Origin of the sequence: Amycolatopsis sp. NPDC051903, from assembly GCF_044452505.1 — a bacterium.
Classification (GTDB): Bacteria; Actinomycetota; Actinomycetes; order Mycobacteriales; family Pseudonocardiaceae; genus Amycolatopsis.
Genome location: NZ_JBITBT010000063.1, coordinates 13,985 through 30,810 on the forward strand (window position 1 = coordinate 13,985; position 16,826 = coordinate 30,810).

Annotated in this window: 19 protein-coding genes; 7 read left to right on the forward strand and 12 right to left on the reverse strand. The window is 70.2% G+C overall.

Annotation, left to right across the window (positions count from 1 at the left end; all coding sequences use genetic code 11):
* Window positions 1–894 precede the first annotated feature (894 nt).
* Window positions 895–1,227 carry a VOC family protein gene (locus ACIA77_RS50460; RefSeq protein ID WP_395893378.1) on the forward strand — a complete coding sequence of 111 codons (333 nt, stop codon included), beginning with the start codon at window positions 895–897 and terminating at the stop codon, window positions 1,225–1,227.
* Window positions 1,228–1,420: 193 nt separating this feature from the next.
* Here ACIA77_RS50460 and ACIA77_RS50465 read toward each other — a convergent pair whose 3' ends face one another.
* From ACIA77_RS50465 to ACIA77_RS50490, 6 genes are all read right to left on the reverse strand, one after another.
* Window positions 1,421–1,726 carry a MoaD/ThiS family protein gene (locus tag ACIA77_RS50465; protein WP_395893379.1) on the reverse strand — a complete coding sequence of 102 codons (306 nt, stop codon included), beginning with the start codon at window positions 1,724–1,726 and terminating at the stop codon, window positions 1,421–1,423.
* On the reverse strand, window positions 1,723–2,838 hold the full coding sequence (locus tag ACIA77_RS50470; protein WP_395893380.1) for a WD40/YVTN/BNR-like repeat-containing protein: 1,116 nt from the start codon (window positions 2,836–2,838) through the stop codon (window positions 1,723–1,725). The genes ACIA77_RS50465 and ACIA77_RS50470 overlap by 4 nt, the downstream gene beginning before the upstream one ends.
* A 31-nt stretch (window positions 2,839–2,869) precedes the next feature.
* Entirely contained in the window at window positions 2,870–3,667 is a 798-nt protein-coding gene (locus tag ACIA77_RS50475; RefSeq protein ID WP_395893381.1) for a helix-turn-helix transcriptional regulator, read from the reverse strand.
* Window positions 3,668–3,980: 313 nt separating this feature from the next.
* The gene (locus ACIA77_RS50480; protein ID WP_395893382.1) at window positions 3,981–5,177 is read right to left on the reverse strand and encodes a permease; all 1,197 of its coding nucleotides are present in this window, start codon (window positions 5,175–5,177) and stop codon (window positions 3,981–3,983) included.
* Window positions 5,178–5,441: 264 nt separating this feature from the next.
* Window positions 5,442–6,218, reverse strand: a complete 777-nt coding sequence (locus ACIA77_RS50485) for a cytochrome c biogenesis CcdA family protein (protein ID WP_395893383.1) — start codon at window positions 6,216–6,218, stop codon at window positions 5,442–5,444.
* On the reverse strand, window positions 6,215–6,829 hold the full coding sequence (locus tag ACIA77_RS50490; RefSeq protein ID WP_395893384.1) for a TlpA family protein disulfide reductase: 615 nt from the start codon (window positions 6,827–6,829) through the stop codon (window positions 6,215–6,217). The genes ACIA77_RS50485 and ACIA77_RS50490 overlap by 4 nt, the downstream gene beginning before the upstream one ends.
* Before the next feature lie 104 nt (window positions 6,830–6,933).
* Here ACIA77_RS50490 and ACIA77_RS50495 point away from each other — a divergent pair, with 104 nt between their 5' ends.
* Entirely contained in the window at window positions 6,934–7,575 is a 642-nt protein-coding gene (locus ACIA77_RS50495) for a class I SAM-dependent methyltransferase (RefSeq protein WP_395893385.1), read from the forward strand.
* Window positions 7,576–7,580: 5 nt separating this feature from the next.
* Here ACIA77_RS50495 and ACIA77_RS50500 read toward each other — a convergent pair whose 3' ends face one another.
* Window positions 7,581–8,543, reverse strand: coding sequence for a M56 family metallopeptidase (locus tag ACIA77_RS50500; RefSeq protein WP_395893386.1), 963 nt, complete (start codon window positions 8,541–8,543; stop codon window positions 7,581–7,583).
* Window positions 8,540–8,929, reverse strand: a complete 390-nt coding sequence (locus tag ACIA77_RS50505) for a BlaI/MecI/CopY family transcriptional regulator (protein ID WP_395893387.1) — start codon at window positions 8,927–8,929, stop codon at window positions 8,540–8,542. The genes ACIA77_RS50500 and ACIA77_RS50505 overlap by 4 nt, the downstream gene beginning before the upstream one ends.
* A gap of 198 nt (window positions 8,930–9,127) precedes the next feature.
* On the opposite strand from ACIA77_RS50505, the gene ACIA77_RS50510 reads away from it, so the two are divergent.
* From ACIA77_RS50510 to ACIA77_RS50525, 4 genes are read left to right on the forward strand one after another with little or no spacing between them, the layout of a single operon-like run.
* Window positions 9,128–10,093 (forward strand): cytochrome c biogenesis CcdA family protein, encoded by a 966-nt coding sequence (locus ACIA77_RS50510; protein WP_395893388.1) that lies wholly within the window; start codon window positions 9,128–9,130, stop codon window positions 10,091–10,093.
* Window positions 10,074–10,814, forward strand: a complete 741-nt coding sequence (locus tag ACIA77_RS50515; protein WP_395893389.1) for a peroxiredoxin family protein — start codon at window positions 10,074–10,076, stop codon at window positions 10,812–10,814. The genes ACIA77_RS50510 and ACIA77_RS50515 overlap by 20 nt, the downstream gene beginning before the upstream one ends.
* Window positions 10,811–11,113 carry a glutaredoxin family protein gene (locus ACIA77_RS50520; RefSeq protein ID WP_395893390.1) on the forward strand — a complete coding sequence of 101 codons (303 nt, stop codon included), beginning with the start codon at window positions 10,811–10,813 and terminating at the stop codon, window positions 11,111–11,113. Before ACIA77_RS50515 ends, ACIA77_RS50520 begins: the two co-directional genes overlap by 4 nt.
* Window positions 11,110–13,047, forward strand: coding sequence for a copper resistance protein CopC (locus ACIA77_RS50525; RefSeq protein WP_395893391.1), 1,938 nt, complete (start codon window positions 11,110–11,112; stop codon window positions 13,045–13,047). The genes ACIA77_RS50520 and ACIA77_RS50525 overlap by 4 nt, the downstream gene beginning before the upstream one ends.
* 13 nt (window positions 13,048–13,060) lie before the next feature.
* On the opposite strand, the gene ACIA77_RS50530 is transcribed toward ACIA77_RS50525, so the two are convergent.
* The 4 genes from ACIA77_RS50530 to ACIA77_RS50545 form a co-directional block, all read right to left on the reverse strand.
* A complete protein-coding gene (locus ACIA77_RS50530) occupies window positions 13,061–13,453 on the reverse strand; it encodes a DUF1707 domain-containing protein (RefSeq protein ID WP_395893398.1) in 393 nt (130 codons plus the stop codon).
* A 186-nt stretch (window positions 13,454–13,639) separates the two neighbouring features.
* Window positions 13,640–13,810, reverse strand: coding sequence for a hypothetical protein (locus tag ACIA77_RS50535; protein ID WP_395893392.1), 171 nt, complete (start codon window positions 13,808–13,810; stop codon window positions 13,640–13,642).
* 179 nt (window positions 13,811–13,989) lie between these two features.
* Window positions 13,990–14,502 (reverse strand): DinB family protein, encoded by a 513-nt coding sequence (locus tag ACIA77_RS50540; RefSeq protein WP_395893393.1) that lies wholly within the window; start codon window positions 14,500–14,502, stop codon window positions 13,990–13,992.
* Window positions 14,503–14,680: 178 nt separating this feature from the next.
* Window positions 14,681–14,953 (reverse strand): SHOCT domain-containing protein, encoded by a 273-nt coding sequence (locus tag ACIA77_RS50545; protein WP_395893394.1) that lies wholly within the window; start codon window positions 14,951–14,953, stop codon window positions 14,681–14,683.
* Window positions 14,954–15,411: 458 nt separating this feature from the next.
* On the opposite strand from ACIA77_RS50545, the gene ACIA77_RS50550 reads away from it, so the two are divergent.
* Window positions 15,412–16,317: a universal stress protein gene (locus ACIA77_RS50550; protein WP_395893395.1), complete on the forward strand. Its 906-nt coding sequence runs from the start codon at window positions 15,412–15,414 to the stop codon at window positions 16,315–16,317.
* Window positions 16,318–16,826 lie beyond the last annotated feature (509 nt).

Sequence of the window (16,826 nt, forward strand, 5' to 3'; positions counted from 1 at the left end):
AACCGGACTCCTGAGCTTTCTCTGCGTTGTCTCGTAACTTGCATACCTTTCCCTTCCTACCGGGGCGAGCAGACCGTCCAGAGCGCCGAACCGGCACATTCCGAACTTCCGCAGAGGGTCGGGCGCACCACCCGTGGGGACACCGACCGCGAAAGCTGCCGGCCGCCTGAAGTTCGCGACCATCGGCGACCTACCACCCGCCCGGGGTGACGTGGAGCCGGCAGACCAAGCCGGTCAGAGCACGCCGGCTGGGGGTCTCCAGGTCGCCGCGATCGGGCTCCGCAGCGCACGCAACACCTGTCGCGGCATCGTCCGACCGGTCTCGTCCCACTCGAGCGGACCCAGCCGCGACATCGAGGTTCAGCCCGTCACAGGCGACGACCTCGTCGAAACAGTTGTTGATCTCCGCGTATTACGAGCGGATTTGTGCATTCGGACCCTCTAATGTGATCTGCGGCTTGAAGAAACCTAACTACAAGCCGTGGAATCGACAGGGCTTACCAGGTGAACCTTGGGTAACGTGCGAATGACATTGAATGAACACAGTTCGTGTGTTCATCGGACCGCTGGTGGGAAGAGTTTACGAGGCTGCCCGCATGGCATAAATGGTAAGAGGAACAAGTGAAAACACCAAAGATATTGTAAAGTCCTGATCACGTGATCATAATCGCGCACTCCACCCGATTCGACGCCCCCGGCGCACTCTCGCGCCCGGGACCTCACGCTCCGGCGACCTGCTCGGCGTCGCCACCGCGCTCGCTTTCGTCGAGTCATTGGCTGGGCTGGCCGGCTCGACGAGCTGTGGCACCCGATCGTCCGATTGCCGAGCTCCGAAGGGTCGTTTCCTGCCCAGGTGTGTGCGACCGTATCTGAATGTCCATTTGTGGAGCCCATGTGATCATCTACAGCCACGATGCCGAAGCGGATCGGTCCTTTTTTCGCGATGTACTCGGCTACCGGCACGTCGACGCGGGCGGCGGGTGGCTGATCTTCAAACTTCCGCCGGCTGAGATCGCCGTGCATCCTGGCGATGGATCGCCGTCGCACGAGTTGTACTTCATGTGCGACGACTTGGAAGCCACGATGGCCGAGCTGGCGGCCGGCGGAGTCGTCTGCACGGCCGTCAGTGAAGAGCGGTGGGGGCGCCTGAGTGGGTTCCGGCTACCCGGCGGCAGCAAGGTGGGAATCTACGAACCACGACATCCGCGCGCCATCGACCTTGAGTGAATGGTCACCGACGGGCGTCGAGTCCTGCGTCCGTGGCAACGAGGTTCCGCGTCCGGAGGGGGCTTCGGCCGCGGTGGCGCTCGGAACGGTGTGCGCAGATCGTGCTGGGGGAGCCCGAACGAGCTCCTGGCCTCGGTGCGCCCCCAGGACGCACCGAGGCCAGGGAGACTCTCCCCGCGGTGGTGGTTCGTGGTCAGCCGCCGGCCATGGCGCCGATGATCAGGAACGGTTCGGCTCCCGACTGCACCGGTGCGGGTAGTTCGGTGTCGGGGGCGCTGTTCGACAGGTCTTCCTCGCAGGCGAAGAACCGGACGAACGCGCGGCGCTTGCCGGTGGTCGTGTCGCGGACGGTGCCGCGCAACTGGGGGTAGGTGCGTTCCAAGGCGTCCAGCAGGGTCTCGCGCGTCGGCGGGTCCTCGACCGGCAGGCGGATTTCGCCGTCGACCTTCGCCAGGCGGCGCAGGTGCGTGGGCAGCTTGACGCGGACGACGGTCGTCATCGCAGGGTCTGCACCTCGACCGAGCACACCGCGGGCAGGTCGCGCACGATCGGGGCCCAGTTCTCGCCCGCGTCGCGCGACGCGTAGACCTGGCCGCCGGTGGTGCCGAAGTAGATGCCTGCCTCGTCGAGGGTGTCGACGGCCATCGCGTCGCGCAGGACGTTCACGTAGCAGTCCTGCTGCGGCAGGCCGGTGGTGAGCGGTTCCCATTCGTCGCCGCCGGTGCGGCTGCGGTACACGCGCAGCTTGCCCTCGGGTGGGTAGTGTTCGGAGTCGCTGTGGATCGGGACCACGTACACGGTTTCCGGTTCGTGCGGGTGCACCGCGATCGGGAACCCGAAGTCGCTCGGCAGGTTGCCACTGATTTCGCGCCAGTGCTCGCCGGCGTCGTCGGAGCGCATCACGTCCCAGTGCTTCTGCATGAACAGCACGTCGGGCCGCGACGGGTGCAGTGCGATCCGGTGCACGCAGTGCCCGACCTCGGCGTCCGGGTCCGGGATGCCGTCGGAGTGCAGCCCGCGGTTGATCGGCTGCCAGGTTTCGCCGCTGTCGTCGCTGCGGAACGCACCGGCCGCGGAGATCGCGGTGAACATCCGTTCCGAGTTCCGCGGGTCGAGGATGATCGTGTGCAGGCACAATCCGCCCGCGCCCGGCTGCCAGCCCGGTCCGGAAGTGTGGTTGCGCAGCCCGGTGAGTTCCCGCCAGTGCTTCCCGCCGTCGGTACTGCGGTACAGCGCAGCGTCTTGCGCTCCCGCGTACACCGTGTCCGGGTCGGTGAGCGACGGTTCCAGGTGCCAGATCCGGGTGAACTCCCACGGCTTGGGCGTGCCGTCGTACCAGAGGTGCTCGCCGGCGCCGCCCTCGTAGGTGAAGTCGTGGTCGACCTGGTGCCAGGTCTTGCCGCCGTCGTCGGAGCGCTGGATCAGCTGCCCGAACCACGACGTGGACTGCGACGCGTACAGCCGGTCGGGGTCCGCGGGCGAACCCGCGAGGTGGTAGACCTCCCAGCCGCCGAAGTGCGGGCCGTCCACCTCCCAGTGCGTGCGGTCCTCGTCCGAGGTGAGGATGAACGCGCCCTTGCGCGTGCCGACCAGTACTCGAACTCCAGGCATGCCTGCTCCCTGCCTCCGTCCCCTGACCCGCTCAACGTATCCGCGCCGGACGGGAGCCGCTTCTCCATTCTTGCGCTCCTGCCGAGGCCAGCGGAGGCAGCGCGACCAGCACCGGAGGCGACCACGACGGTGCCAGGTCGAGCCGGACGTCCTGGCGCAGCGGCACCGGGCCAGGTCGGATCCGCACCGGGCGCGGGGCCGAGCCGACCGCCTGGACGCTCGGCACGAGCTGCCCGTGCGGATCGGCGGCCGCCGGCAGAGCGCAGGCCAGCAGCCGGTAGGTGCCCGGTGGCACGCCGGTGAGCGCGAACTCCAGGTCGGGCCCGAGAAGCGCGCCGCTGACCGGGAGGCCGCGCGCTGCCGACGCGGCGAACAACCCGACGTAGACCGCCGGGCCGCCGTCCAGCGCGGCGAGTGCGGCCGGGCTCAGCAGCGCGCGGCCGGTGACCGCTCCGCCCATGCAGTCCGCACCGGGCACCCGGACCGGAGCCGGTGGGTGGTCGGCGAGCAGGTCGGGCAGCTGCCGGAAGCGGAGCGGGCTCACCCCGACCGCCGCGGTGAACCGCGTCGTGAACGTGCCGGGCGCGGAGAACCCGACCTCGTGGCAGATGTCGACGACCTTTTCGCCGGTGTCCAGCAGCAGCTCCTTGGCGAGCTGGAACCGCTGCGCGGCGAGGAACTTGCCCGGAGGCAGGCCGACCTGCCGCTCGAACGCGCGCGCCAGGTGGAACGGGCTGTACCGGACGTGGTCGGCCACGTCCTCGAGCGTGAGCTGCCGCATGCGTCCGGCCGCGAGGAACCTCGCCGCTTCGAGCACCGCGTCCCGCATCGCACACCTCCCTCGGATGTGGCCGCCATGGTAGGTGCGGGCCCCGACAATTCCGGCGACCTCGCCGCGCGGCCGTCCTCCCCAGATCGACCGTGGGGCAGTTCGGCTGGTTCATCGCGACTCCGCCCGGAAGCCCGTTCCCCGCAGCAGCGCGGTCCGGAACCTCCCGCGCGGAACATCGCCACCCGCCTGCGCCGTGAACTTTCAGAGCACCATCCGTGGAGCGCTTGGCTGGGTACCGCTGCCGCGCTCGGTTACCGGGGATTCGGAAACGTCCAACCCGTTACTCGTCGCACCGGGCGGGGAATTTCGTTCATGACCGGGGGTCTTGTGGTTCGTTGCCGTCGCGTTCGTGTCCACTGTGGTCGGACATGGCGTCCGGGGCGCCGCCCATCACGTGGAGCATGGCGCGGCCGCCGGTGCGGAAGAAACGGATCAGCAGAACGGCGGCGAGCAGGAGGAAGGCGATGTTGAGCCACGTGGTGTAGTTCCAGGTGATGCCCTCGGGGGTGACCGCGGCCGTGCGCTGGGTCGGGGTCAGGCCGGTGGCGGCGAAGAGGAGTTCGACCAGGTATCCGGCGCCGACCATGGCCAGGTAGCACGTGCCGAGCAGCGCGAGGGCCATCCGGGTGCCGTAGTACTTCCGGTAGATGTTGAGGATCGGCAGGATCAGCAGGTCGGCGAAAATGAAGGCCACGACGCCGCCGAAGCTGATCCCGCCGTTCCACAGCACGGCCGCGAGCGGGACGTTGCCGATCGAGCAAACGAAGGACAGGATCGCGACGAGCGGCCCGACGATCGGCCCCCACAGCGCGGAGACCACCGGGTGGTCGGTGAAGAAGAAGGCCTGCCAGAACGAGTCGGGTACCCAGGCACCGATGGCGCCGGCGATGAGCAGTCCGACGACGAGGTCGCGCAGGATCGCGGCCCACTCCATGACGAACACGTGCGACACCGAGGTGAAGCCGGGCGGGGAGAACAGCCGTTGCCAGAAGGGGCGGTCGCCGGTGACGGACATGTCCATCGCAGCGTGGCCTTCCATGGAGCCGGCGATGCCGCGCTCGGCTTGGTCACGGGCGTCGTCGATCAGCTTGCGGCGCACGAAGATCCGGAACAGCACGGCCAGCAGGACGATCATGATCGGGCCGCCGATGAACTCCGCGGCGGTGAACTGCCAGCCCAGCAACAAGGCCAGGATGATGCCGAGCTCGACGACGAGGTTGGTGGAGCCGATCTCGAACGCCATCGCGGCGGTGAAGTTCGCCCCTTTGCGGAACAGAGACCGCGCCAGCGCCACCGCCGCGTAGGAACACGAGGAGGACGCGGCGCCGAGGAGCGAGGCCACGGTGAGCGTGCGCGGCCGGTCGTCGCCCATCAGCCGCACGATGGTGGACTTGCGCACCACGGCCTGCACCACGGCGGACAGCAGGAAGCCCAGGATCAGGGCCCACAGGATTTCCCAGGTCATCGACCCGGCGAACGCCAACGCGTGCCCGATCGCTGCCACCATCACCGTCTCCTCGTGTCCGTGCGGTCAGCCGCCTGGGTCACCGTAATCGCGGCGACGTCGGCCGGCCTGCGGAGCCACGCCGTCGTGGTCACAGCAGGCGGTGAACCCGGAGATGGGAGCCCGCGGCGACGCGATCACCTCGCCCCAGGGTGCGGTGCCCAGCGCCTGCGCGCCAGATTTCTGTGGGGCCCGTTCGGGTCGCTTGCGTTGGCGGTTTTCCTGGCTGCCATGGCATTTCTCTGTTTCGAGGTCATCAGGAGCGGGTCAGAGCGGGACGGTGAAGCCGGAAATCGGGCCGCGCAGCCACGCGATCACCTCGCCCCACAGGCCGGTGACCAGCGCGACGCCGATCGTGATGAGCAGTACCCCGCCGACCTGCTGGACGCGGCGGATGTGGTGACGGATCCAGCTCGTGGCGTGGACGGCCCAGCGGGCGCCGAGGGCGAGCGCGATGAAGGGCAGCCCGAGGCCGAGGCAGTACGCGGTGATCAGCAGCAGGCCGCGCCAGGTGGTGGGGCCGACTTCAGTACCGCTGGCCAATGCGATCACCCCGGCCAGGGTGGGACCGAGGCAGGGGGTCCAGCCCAGGCCGTACACGGCGCCAAGCAGCGGCGCACCCCACAACCCGTCGCGGGGGGTGTGCCGCAGTTTCACGCCGCGCTGCAGCAAGGGGAACATGCCGAGGAACACCAATCCCATGGCGATGGTCAGCACGCCGCCGAGGCGTTGCAGGAGTTCTTCGTTGGCGAACAGGGCGTCCGATACACCCAGGACCGCCATGGTGGCGGCGGTGAAGACGACGGTGAAGCCGACGACGAACAGCAAGGCTGCTCCGGCGACGCGCCAGCGGCCCGCCGGGCGCGCGGTGTCGCCGGTGGTGACGGGCGGGGGTTCGGCGCCGACCAGGCCGGCGAGGTAGGCGAGGTAGCCGGGCACCAGCGGCAGGCAGCACGGAGAGGCGAAGGACACCGCGCCGGCGGCGATCGCGAGCAGCGCGGCCAGTAGCAGCGGTCCCGAGACGGCCAGGTCGGTCAGGTTCACGAGGACTTCCCTTGCGGGCTGGTCGGTTCGGCGGCGAGTCGCCGCACCACGGGCAGCAGGTCGGAGGCGATCAGCGCGGTGAGGAAGATCGCGGCGACCCGGTGCCGGCGGTCGAGCACGATGGTGGAGGGCACGACGTTGCGGGGGTAGCCGTTCAGAGCCAGCAGCGTTCGGCCGGAGGAATCGAAGATCGACGGGTAGGTGACGTGCCGGTCGCGCACGAAGTCCTGTGCGGCCGCCCGGTCGTCGCGCACGTCGATCCCGAGGAATTGGACTCCGGAGGCGTGGGTTTGCTCGAACACCGTCTCCAGTTGCGGCGTCTCGGCGCGGCACGGGCCGCACCAGGCACCCCAGATGTTGATCACGACGACCTTGCCGGGGTAGTCCGACAGGCGCAGTCGGGTGCCGGGCTCCTGCAGACCCTCCCCGGCCAGGTCCGGCGCCGTGCCACGGGTTGCGGGCGGATCGTAGAAGATCTGCGTTCTGCCGCCCGGGGAGACGAACTCGAACGTACCGCCGGTTACGACGGCGTCCTTGCCCGCGCTGCACGCGGTCAGCGTCAGCAGCCCAGCCACGGCGAGAGCGAGGCTTGACCAGCGCGTGCTCCACATCCACGACTCCCTCGATCGCTTTCTACGTATCTACTGCGTAGGTTAGTAGATGATGCTGAGCGGGTTGTCCGGGGCTACGGTCGGGTCGGCGAAGGGGTGTGGTGATGGCGGATCTGTCGGTGTTCCAGCATCCGCGGTTCGCGCGGATGTACGAGCGGATCAGTGCCGAGTCCGAGCAGCGCGGCACAGCAGAGCGCCGGGATGCGACGTTGGCGGGGCTGGCCGGCCGGGTGATCGAGGTGGGCGCGGGCAACGGCCTGAATTTCACGCACTACCCGGAGAAGGTCACCGAGGTGGTCGCGGTGGAGCCCGAGGATCGGCTGCGCGCGCTGGCGGAACAGGCCGCCACCACGGTATCCGTGCCGATCCGGGTGGTGGCCGGGCACGCGGGCGCCCTGCCTGCCGAGGACGGCACGTTCGACGCCGCGGTGACCTCGCTGGTGCTGTGCTCCGTCGCCGACGTGCCCGCCGCGCTCGCGGAGATCCGCCGGGTACTACGGCCGGGTGGGGAATTGCGGTTCTTCGAGCACGTGCGCTCGGCCAACCCGGCGTTCGGGCTGCTGCAGGACGCGCTGACGCCGGTGTGGTCACGAGCAGGCGGCGGTTGTCACCTCAACCGGGACACCGCCGCGGCCATCAGGGCCGCCGGTTTCGACCTCCAGTCGCTGGATCGCGTCTACTACGCGCCGCTGCGGTTCGTGCCGCCGCACGCGCACATCCTCGGCCGCGCCCGCCTGCCACGGTGACGAGTTCAGCCGGCCATCGGCCCGCACAGGGCGAGCCCAGCCGCGGCCAGTCCGCCCGCCAACACCGGCCCGGCCGTGACCACGGCCGCGGTGGCGCCCAGCAGGAGCCGCACCCGCACCCGGCGTGAGAGGTCCGCGGGTGCGGCGAGGCGTTCGGCGCGGGCCAGCACGCCGACCCCGCTGGCCCCCAGCGCTCCGGCGGGCACCGGGGCCGCCCCGGCGAGTGCCACCAGGGCCTGCAGCACCGTGCGCCGACCGTGGGCGCGGGCCGCGGCGTCGTCGGCGCACATCTCCAGCAGGCGGGCGACCTCGGCCGACCCGCTGGTGAAGAGCTCGATCCTGGGCAGGATGGCGGCCAGCCCGCGCGTGAGCGCGAGCAGCAGGTGGTGGCGTCCGCTCAAGTGTGCGCGTTCGTGGGCCAGTACCGCGTCCAGATGACGATCGTCCAGCGCGGCGAGCGCACCCCGGGTGACCACGATGGTGTGCGGGCGGCCGGCCACGCAGTAGGCCGCTCGCTCCGGCACGTCGAGCACCACCGCGCCCAGCGCTGCGTCGTGTGCCCCGGCCAGGCGCGCCATCCGCGCGTGCTCGTGGGTGCTCGCTCGCGCCCGCAGCAGCGATCGCCCCAACCTGCCCAGCAGGACCGCCACGCCGAGCGCGGCGAACCCGGCCAGCACGAGCAGTCCGATTTGGACTGCTGTGCCGTAGCGACCGGCGGCCACCGCGCGCAGTTGTGCGATGCAGGTGCTCAGGACCGTCTGACGGGGCTGAGCCCAGTCTCGAACCAGTTCGGCGGCCAGGAACGCCGCCGCGGTCGCCCACGAGCCGACGACGATGCCGATCGCGGCCAGCCACGCGGCCACCCCGAGCCGTGGAGCAATCCCGGTGTGGGCGAGCCGTACCAGCAGCCGCGGGGCGAGCACCGCCACGGCGAAGCTGTAGAACACCAGGCAGGCTGCGACGCTCATCCGGCCGCCTCGTCCTCGGTCGCCAGCCGCCGCAGCGCGCTGCGCAGCGTGGCGGATTCCTCGGCGCTCATCTGCTCCAGGAAATGGCCGAGCACCAGGTCCGGGTTCCCTCCGCCGTCCAGTGCGTCGCGCATCAGCCGGGCGCTGTACTGCTCGCGGGTCAGGCTGGGCCAGTACAGGAACGCCTTGCCCTGGCGTTTGCGCGACAGCCAGCCCTTGCGGTGCAGGTTGTCCATGGTCGACAGGACTGTGGTGTAGGCGATCTCGCGACTCTCGCGCAGGTCCTCGAACACCTCGCGCACCGTCATGGTGGTGCCCTCGGTGTCCTCGGCGCGGTCCCACACGCGGTCCATCACCACCGCCTCCAAGTCGCCGAACCTGCGCACGCCACCTCCCGGTTGACACCGATCGTCACCCACAGACTACGTCGATCCCCGAATCAGCCCGTCTCTGCAGGTCGCGGCCGAGCCGGGGTGGTGGAACGGGAACCTCACACCGCTCAACTACTATCTACGTACGTAGACCGTAGATAGTAGCCCGGAGCCGAGGAGGAGCGATGCGGAACCTGCCCCTGGAGTGGTGCCGTGGGTGAGCTGCTGGTGGGCACCACGCTGCTGGCCTCGTTCCTCGGCGGCGTGGTCGCCCTGCTGGCGCCGTGCTGTGTGTCGGTGATGCTGCCCGCCTACCTGGCGACCGGGTTCCGGCACCGCGGCGGCGTGCTCACGGCGACGTTGGTGTTCGGCGCGGGGGTCGCGACGGTGATCCTCCCGATCGGACTGGGTGGCACGGCCTTGAGTCGGCTCCTGGTCGACGGGCACCTGTGGATCTTCTCGATCGGCGGCCTGCTGATGATCATCGGCGGGGTCGCGGTGCTGGCCGGCTGGAAGCCGAACCTCCCGATGCCCGGCGCCCGCGCGGCCCGGGAAGGCAGCTACGGGTCTGCGTACGTGCTGGGTGCGTTCTCCGGGGCGGCCAGTGCCTGCTGTGCTCCGGTCCTGGCGGGGGTGGCGGTGCTTTCCGGTGCTGCCGCGTCCTTCCCGGCGGCCCTGGCCATCGGCGCCGCTTACGTGGCCGGGATGGTCGCGCCCTTGGCGTTGGTCGCCCTGCTGTGGGACACCCGGAGGGAACGCGCCACGCGCGTGCTGACCGACCGAACGGTCCAGGTGCGGCTGGGGCGCCGCCAGTGGCGGATGGCCCTCGGCAGCGTGGTCAGCGGAGCGTTGATGATCGTTATGGGAGTCCTTGCCGTAGTACTCGCGTTCACCGGACCCGGCATGCCCAGCGGCGGCTGGCAAACCGAACTGAGCGCGTGGCTGCAGCACATCTCCAGCATCGTCCTGAGGGCCTTGTCCTGGATCCCGGGTTGGGTTCTGCTCGCGATTCTGGTCGCCGGGTTCGCCCTGCTGCTGCGCCGAGCACTGAACCGGCGAAAGACGAGGGCAAGAATCGCGGATCCGCCGCCAGGCTGCTGCACCGATCAGCGCGCCGTCCCGACCCCCGCCACCATCGACGCCGTCGAGGAGAACCGACGTGAGCAAGAGCAGCACTAAGACCACCAAGCACTCTCCCGAGAGCCAACGCGCCCGCCAGATCCGGACTCGCGAGCGCCAGCGGGCTGCGCGTTCCCTGCGTAAGGTGCGTGAGCCGGGTCGCCGATCGGTGTGGATCATCGTCGGTGTGCTCGCGGTTGCTCTGGCGGTCATTGCGCTCTACTTGGTTTACCAGGGTTCGCAGGGCAAGCAGACCAGCGCCGCGACGAGCGGTGGCAGCGGTTTCCAGCACGTGGCCGGCCAGCCCGGCACCGGGGCGGTAGCTCCGGCGTTCACGCTCGCCTCCAGCCGGGGCGGTCAAGTCAGTCTGGCTGATTTTCGCGGCAAGAACGTGTTGCTGTACTTCCAGGAGGGCTTGTCCTGCCAGCCGTGCTGGGACCAGATCAAAGACCTCGAACAGAACCAGCAGGCTCTCAAGCGCGCGGGGATCGACGCGATCGTGTCGATCACGACCGACCCGGTGAACTTGATCGCTCAGAAGATGACCGACGAAAAGCTGTCCACCCCGGTGCTGTCGGACCCAAGCCTGCAGGTGTCCCGTGCCTACGGGGCCAATTCCCACGGGATGATGGGTGACATGCGCGATGGTCACAGCTTCCTGCTCGTCGGTGCGGACGGGACGATCCGCTGGCGCGCCGACTACGGCGGCGCGCCGGACTACACGATGTTCCTTCCGACGCAGAAGATCCTCGCCGACCTGGCCCAGGAACGGAAACCGTGAACGAGCTCGCTGGCGAACCATCGACACCGACCGGACCGGTGGAGATCACGCTGCTCACCCAGGACGACTGCGGTTTCTGCGACCACGCCAAACAAGTCCTGGAGCGATTGGCACAGGACTTTCCGTTGCAAGTCACCGAGATCTACCTGTCCACAGAAGACGGTCAGCGGCTGGCCGCGCGGGCCGGTGTCCTGTTCGCACCCGGCGTGCTCGTGGACGGCGAGCCGTTCTCCTTCGGGCGGCTGTCCGAACGCAAGCTCCGCCGCACCCTGACCAAGCACGTCCAGCACAACGCATGACCACCACGTCGATGCGGCGCACGCTCGGCCGCGCGCTTGTCCTGCTGCTTCTGACCTTCGGCGCGGTCCTGGCGAGCGCGGTACCGGCCAGCGCTCACCCGACCTTGCTGTTCACCGACCCGGCGACCGACACTGCGGTGCCCGGCACACCGCCGGTGATCACGTTGGTGTTCAACGAGGCGGTCACCGCCGGCCCGAACGCGCTCACCCTGCTCGACAGCGACAGCCGCACGATCCCGCTGGGCGCGACGACGACCGTTCGGGACAACCACGTTGTCACCGCCAAACCGGCCGGGACGTTGCCGCCAGGCACGTACCGGGTGCGGTGGCAGGTCACCGGGTCCGACGGCGACCAGGTCGAGGAAGAGTTCCGCTTCGCCGTCGGCACCGCGGTCACCGGCGCCGGCACCACCGGTGCCCAGTCGACCTCGTGGGGCGAGGCCGTCCTGCGGTGGCTGCTGTTCGCCGGGCTCGCGGTGGCGCTGGGTGGAGTGATCGGGGAGCGGTTCACCACTACGGCCCGCGCGGAAAACCCGCACCTTCCCCGGCTGCGGACGTGGGTGCCACTCGGCGCGCTCGTCGGACTGGTCGGCGCCGCGGGGCTGGCGGTCCTGCTCGTCACCGGCACGAGCACGCTGAACACCTTGTGGCAGGGCGGTGTCGGGCCACTCCTGGTCACCGAAGCCGCGGGCGTGATCGTCGCGTTCGGACTATCTCTCGTCCGAAGTGGACGGTGGCGACCGGTGGCCGCGGTACCGCTGCTCGCGGTTGTTGTCGCGGAGGGCGTGCGCTCGCACGCGAACGTGACCGCGCCCGGCTGGGGCGCGCTGCTCACCGGCGTGCACCTGGCGGCGGCCGCGATCTGGGTCGGTGCCCTGGTGCACGTCGGCCGCGCGATCTTCGCATGGCGGGCGCACCGCGCCGCCGTGCGATGGGTGCTCGCGGGGTACCTGAGGCTCGCCGCGTGGGTGTTCGCGCTCGTCGTCGCCACCGGTGTCGTGACCGCGCTGCTGCTCGTGCCGCTGTCCGCGTTGCTGACCACGCCCTACGGGCAGATCCTGGTGATCAAACTCGCCCTCGTCGTCGCTGCGGCAGGGTTGGCGCTGACCGCCCGGCTCGCCTTGCGGCGCAGGGACCGGCTCGACCGGGTCCGCGTCCTCACCCGCATCGAAGCGATCGCCCTCGTCGTCGTGCTCGGCGTCAGCGCCGTGCTCGTGTCCACGCCACCCGCTACCAGCGGACAACCCGGCCTACCACCCGCGCGCGGGCCGGTGGTGCCGCTGGGCACCTTGGCCGGGCAGATCGGCGTGGCCGTCCAAGCCAGCGACGGGCAACTCGTCGTCCGCCTGAGCACCCCGCGGCGCGGCGACTACTACGGAGCCCTGACGACCCGGAGCTTCACCCTCTCCGGGCAACTCGCCGCAGCTCACCAGCCCGCCGTTCCTCTGGATTTCCGCGGCTGCGGCGACGGTTGCTTCGTCACCGATACCCTGTGGAAGCCGGGCGACGACGTCGTGACCCTGCACGCGGAAGCGCCGAGTTGGCGAGGCGGCACCGTCAGCTTGCTCGTGCCCTGGCCGGTCGCCTCCGGGGCCGCCGAACTCGCCCGAGCCGCGCGGGCGCTGCGCGCGGTGCCGCAGCTGAGCGTGTACGAGTCGGTCACCAGCGACACGACCGGCGCCCCGCCCGAGCCGCAGCAGCTGGCGCTGAGCGGGGATTTCTTCCTCGCCCAGGAGCCCTACGCCGCCGGCACCGCACCGATCGCCACCCGGATCTCCGAGAACGGCCGGCCGGTGCGGTTGGCGCTGGGCTACCCGGCCGCCGCCACGACCGTCGTGCTCACCCTCGACGAGGCGGGCCGGATCAGCGAGGAGACCCTCACCGACGAGACCCACCTCATCCACCGCCGCTTCGTCTACCCCGACCACGGCTGAGCGCGAGCCGCGCTCAGCCGCACATGCGGCCCATCTGGGACATCATCTGGCTCATCGCGTCCGCCGTCGCCGGCCACGCCCAGGTCGACAGCGCGCCCAGCACCAGCAGCACGACAAGCGCGACCGCCAACGGCACCAGCCACCGCGGGACCACGATCGGCGCCACCTCAGCGGACTGGGCATCGGCGGGAAGGTCACGGGTCAGCGCGTCGAGCTCGCCCGCCGTGCGAGCGGCGTACGCGGCGGCTGAACGCTCCGAGAACTCATCCAGCGTCAGCCGGCCTTCGCCCACCTGCTCCCGCAGTCGCGACACCACCCGTTCCCGATCGGCGTCAGAGGCCCGCAGCATCGGATCAGTCATGGCTACCACCTCCACACCATCGTAGGTCCGGTTCGCGCCGGTCACCGTCAAGCGCATCCTGAGCGCGCAAGACGCGCAGCTCCTCGCGCAACTCGGCGACCTGCTGATCGACATCTCGGCTGCCGGCCGGTGCGCCGCGCCGCCTGCGATCACCCAGCATCGGCCGCACACACGAGAAATAGGTGACTGCCAATGCGGCAATCGCAACGACAGCGACGGCCCAGGTGGGCATCACCGCGCGCCCTTCGCTCGCTCAGTCTTGAGCCGCTCCACCTCGGCACGCAGCTGCGCCACTTGATCCGCACTGCTGACGCCGGACGGGTTCTTGCGCTGGCCACGCATCATCAGCCACATCCCGATCGGGCAGGCCAGGACGGCGATACCCCGCAACACTGACTGCATGGCTCCTCCACCGGGCGCGCGTCAGACGTCCGGCGCCTCATCTACTGTCTACGTACGTAGATAGTAGATAGTTCCGGCTCGGCTCGCCACGACAGGAGCAGCGGGAGCGGTGACGGCCGGCAACTCGCCGCCTCGGCGCGCGCCTGGGCCATACTGCCTGTCCAGCTGGGGCGTCAACGTTACGAGTTCAGCGTGAGCTGGCGTTGGTGGAACGCGAAGTGCTGGGCGGGGAAGGCGTAGATGTCGGCGAGGCTCATGTAGTCGGTGAAGAACGGGTCCCATCGGGTCGGGTAGTGCATTCCGCGGGCCAGGTCGGCGTCGGTGGCCCGGTCGAGGCTGCGGTGCAGCCGGGCGACGATGTGGTCGAGCCATCGGCCCATGCGCCGGGTGCCGATCAGTCCGCCGCCGCACGAACCGAGGTAGTTGATCGTGTCGAAGGGTGTGGTGGCGGCGTTGAGCCCGCGGGCGAACGCGCGGCCGACGGGCCGGGGGAGGCGACCGACGACCTGCACCAGGGGACGGAGGGCACGCACCACCTGGTAGCCGAGCAGCAGGTGGAACAGCAGTTGCCGGTTGGTCCACTTCGTACCGCGGGATCGCCGGCGGAGGTCTTCTTCGGTGGCGTGGGCGATCAACGCGTGGAAGGCGATCCGGTCCCGCTCCCAGGCCTCGTGCACTGTGTCGCGGTCCATGCCCGGTCCTCCTCCGGGTGAGCATGACGGAAGCGTGCTGAGACCAGTCTCAGCGCGCTTCGCCGCCGGGGCGTGGCGGATGGGCGGCACGAGCCCGCATGGTGGCGCGGACGCGGATCTCGCACGCTTGCTCATCCCCGAACGCCGACACGGCCGGGTCGTGCGCCTCGGATTCGGGTCACCGCGCGGGTGTCGAATGGTGGAGCTGCTGCAGCGTGCCGAGGTCGTGCCGGTAGGTCTGCTCGTCGATCTCGCCGCGGGCGAACCGTTCGGCCAGAAGCTGTTCGGCGGCCGAGGGTGCCTGTTCACGGTCGTGGGCCACCGGCCGGCGGCTGAGGACGCGGACGAGGGCCACGATCGCGACGATGACCAGCGCCCAGAACACCACGTTGCCGATGGTCATGAGCGCGATGCCCCAGCCACTCATGCCGTTGCCGTACCAGTACATCATCGTGGGATCCTTTGTTAGATCACGGCGGGAAAGCCGGTCGGCTCCGGGTGCCGCGGCCCGGTCCGGTCACCGTCAGGGCGCGGATGCCGGTCAACGGCAGTGCGAAAGTTGTCGGCGGCGCTCATCGGCATCCCCATCCTCGGGACTTCTCCAGCGTGCGCGCCTGGTTCGCCGCGGTTCGATGGGCCAACGTCGCCCACCGGCGGGCACAAGGTCCTCGTCTTGCCTCGCGAATCCCGGGCAGCTGCTCGGGTCGGCGTCGCGGGTGCTGCGCTTGTCCACCGTGGTGTTCACCTCCGCGGCCGGGTGCTCCCGCGCCGACGGGTGCCGCACGCGTTCGTGGTGGAAGGCCGCGTCGACGAAAGTCCCCGGTGCGTGGGCAGCCCGGCCCTCGCTCGCGGAAATTCCGCACGGCTAGCGTGTGAATCCCCGGAACGGCGACGAAGGCGGGGTGTCGCATGTCAAGCCTGTCCACCGATCTGGTCGTCGGCGTCGACGGATCGGACGGGTCGCTCCTGGCGCTGCGATGGGCTGTGCGGATGGCGAAGGAGCGCCATCGTGGGCTCCGGCTCGTGTACGCCGTCGACGAGGTGCCGGTGGCCATCCCGCACGCGAGGCCGCTCGATGCCGCCACCCAGCGGGCCATCCGCGAACGCGGGCGCCGGGTGCTTCAGCGCGCGCAGGAGGCTGCGGCGGAAATCGCGCCGGCGATGGCCGCGAAGGTCGTGTTCCGGCCGGAGCCGCCGGCGGTGGCGTTGTGCGCCGAATCCGCCGACGCCGGTCTTCTGGTTCTCGGCACGCCCGAACTTCGGCCCCTCGGACGGATCCTCCTGGGATCCGTGTCGGTCGCGCTCGCCGCGCGCGCCGAGTGCCCCGTCGCGTTCATCCGCCCGCACGCCGGTGAGGAGGCCCCGCCAACGGGCGGACCGGTGGTGGTCGGAGTCGATGCGATCCCCGCGAGCGAGGAGGCGATCGCTCTCGCCTTCGAGGAGGCGTCGTGGCGCCGGGCCCCGCTCATCGCGGTGCACTGCCGGCGGGGCGCGTTCCTGTCGGGCGCGTTCGAGGAAGGCGGCCGGACCGGGGAAACGCGACGGATCGAAGCGCACGAGCGCGAGCTGCTTGCCCAGCGACTCACCGGGTGGCACGAGAAGTACCCCGAGGTCGAGGTCGAGCGCGTGGTGGTGAAGGCACGGCCGGCGGAAGGCTTGCTCGCCTACGCGGATCGTGCGCAGCTGCTCGTCGTCGGCAGCCGCGGCCGTGGTGGGGTGGCGGGGTTGGCGCTCGGCTCGACCAGCCAGAACCTGATCTCCTCCGCGCTCTGCCCCGTCGTCGTCGCGCGGGGAGCCGCTCCCGCCCGGCGGTGAGGCGCATCGCCCAGGCCGCACCCGGTCCCGGAGATCCGCCCGGCGTCCGAGTTCAGCGGCGGCGAACAGCCGCGGCGCCGAGGGTGCGGCGGCGGCCACGGCGATGGCCCACCCGCTGTCGTGCGGCGCCCGGTCGAGATCGCGGTCGACCACAACAGCGGTCGTCTCCGTGGGTCGCTGAACCCGGTTGTCCGCAAGGGCCAGGCGCTCGAAGGGCGCCCCGGCGGAGCGTGCCGGCCGATCGCGGCCTTGTCCGGTGTTCGTGACGGTGCAGGGCCGGCTGAGGCCGTTCGTCACCCGGACCCAGGTCGTACGACCGCAGCGCGGCACCGCGACGACGAGGTGTGCTGGGGGTGAGGCGGACCGGCGAAGGAGGACTCGATGGCGGCCTTTCCCGGGGGCGTCGGAGCCGGCTGGGGGACGGACGGAGGAACGACGCCGTGACCCGCATTCTCACCGGCGATCAGGATCGGGAATACGAGTTCCTGTGCGCGCTGTCCGGCTACGTC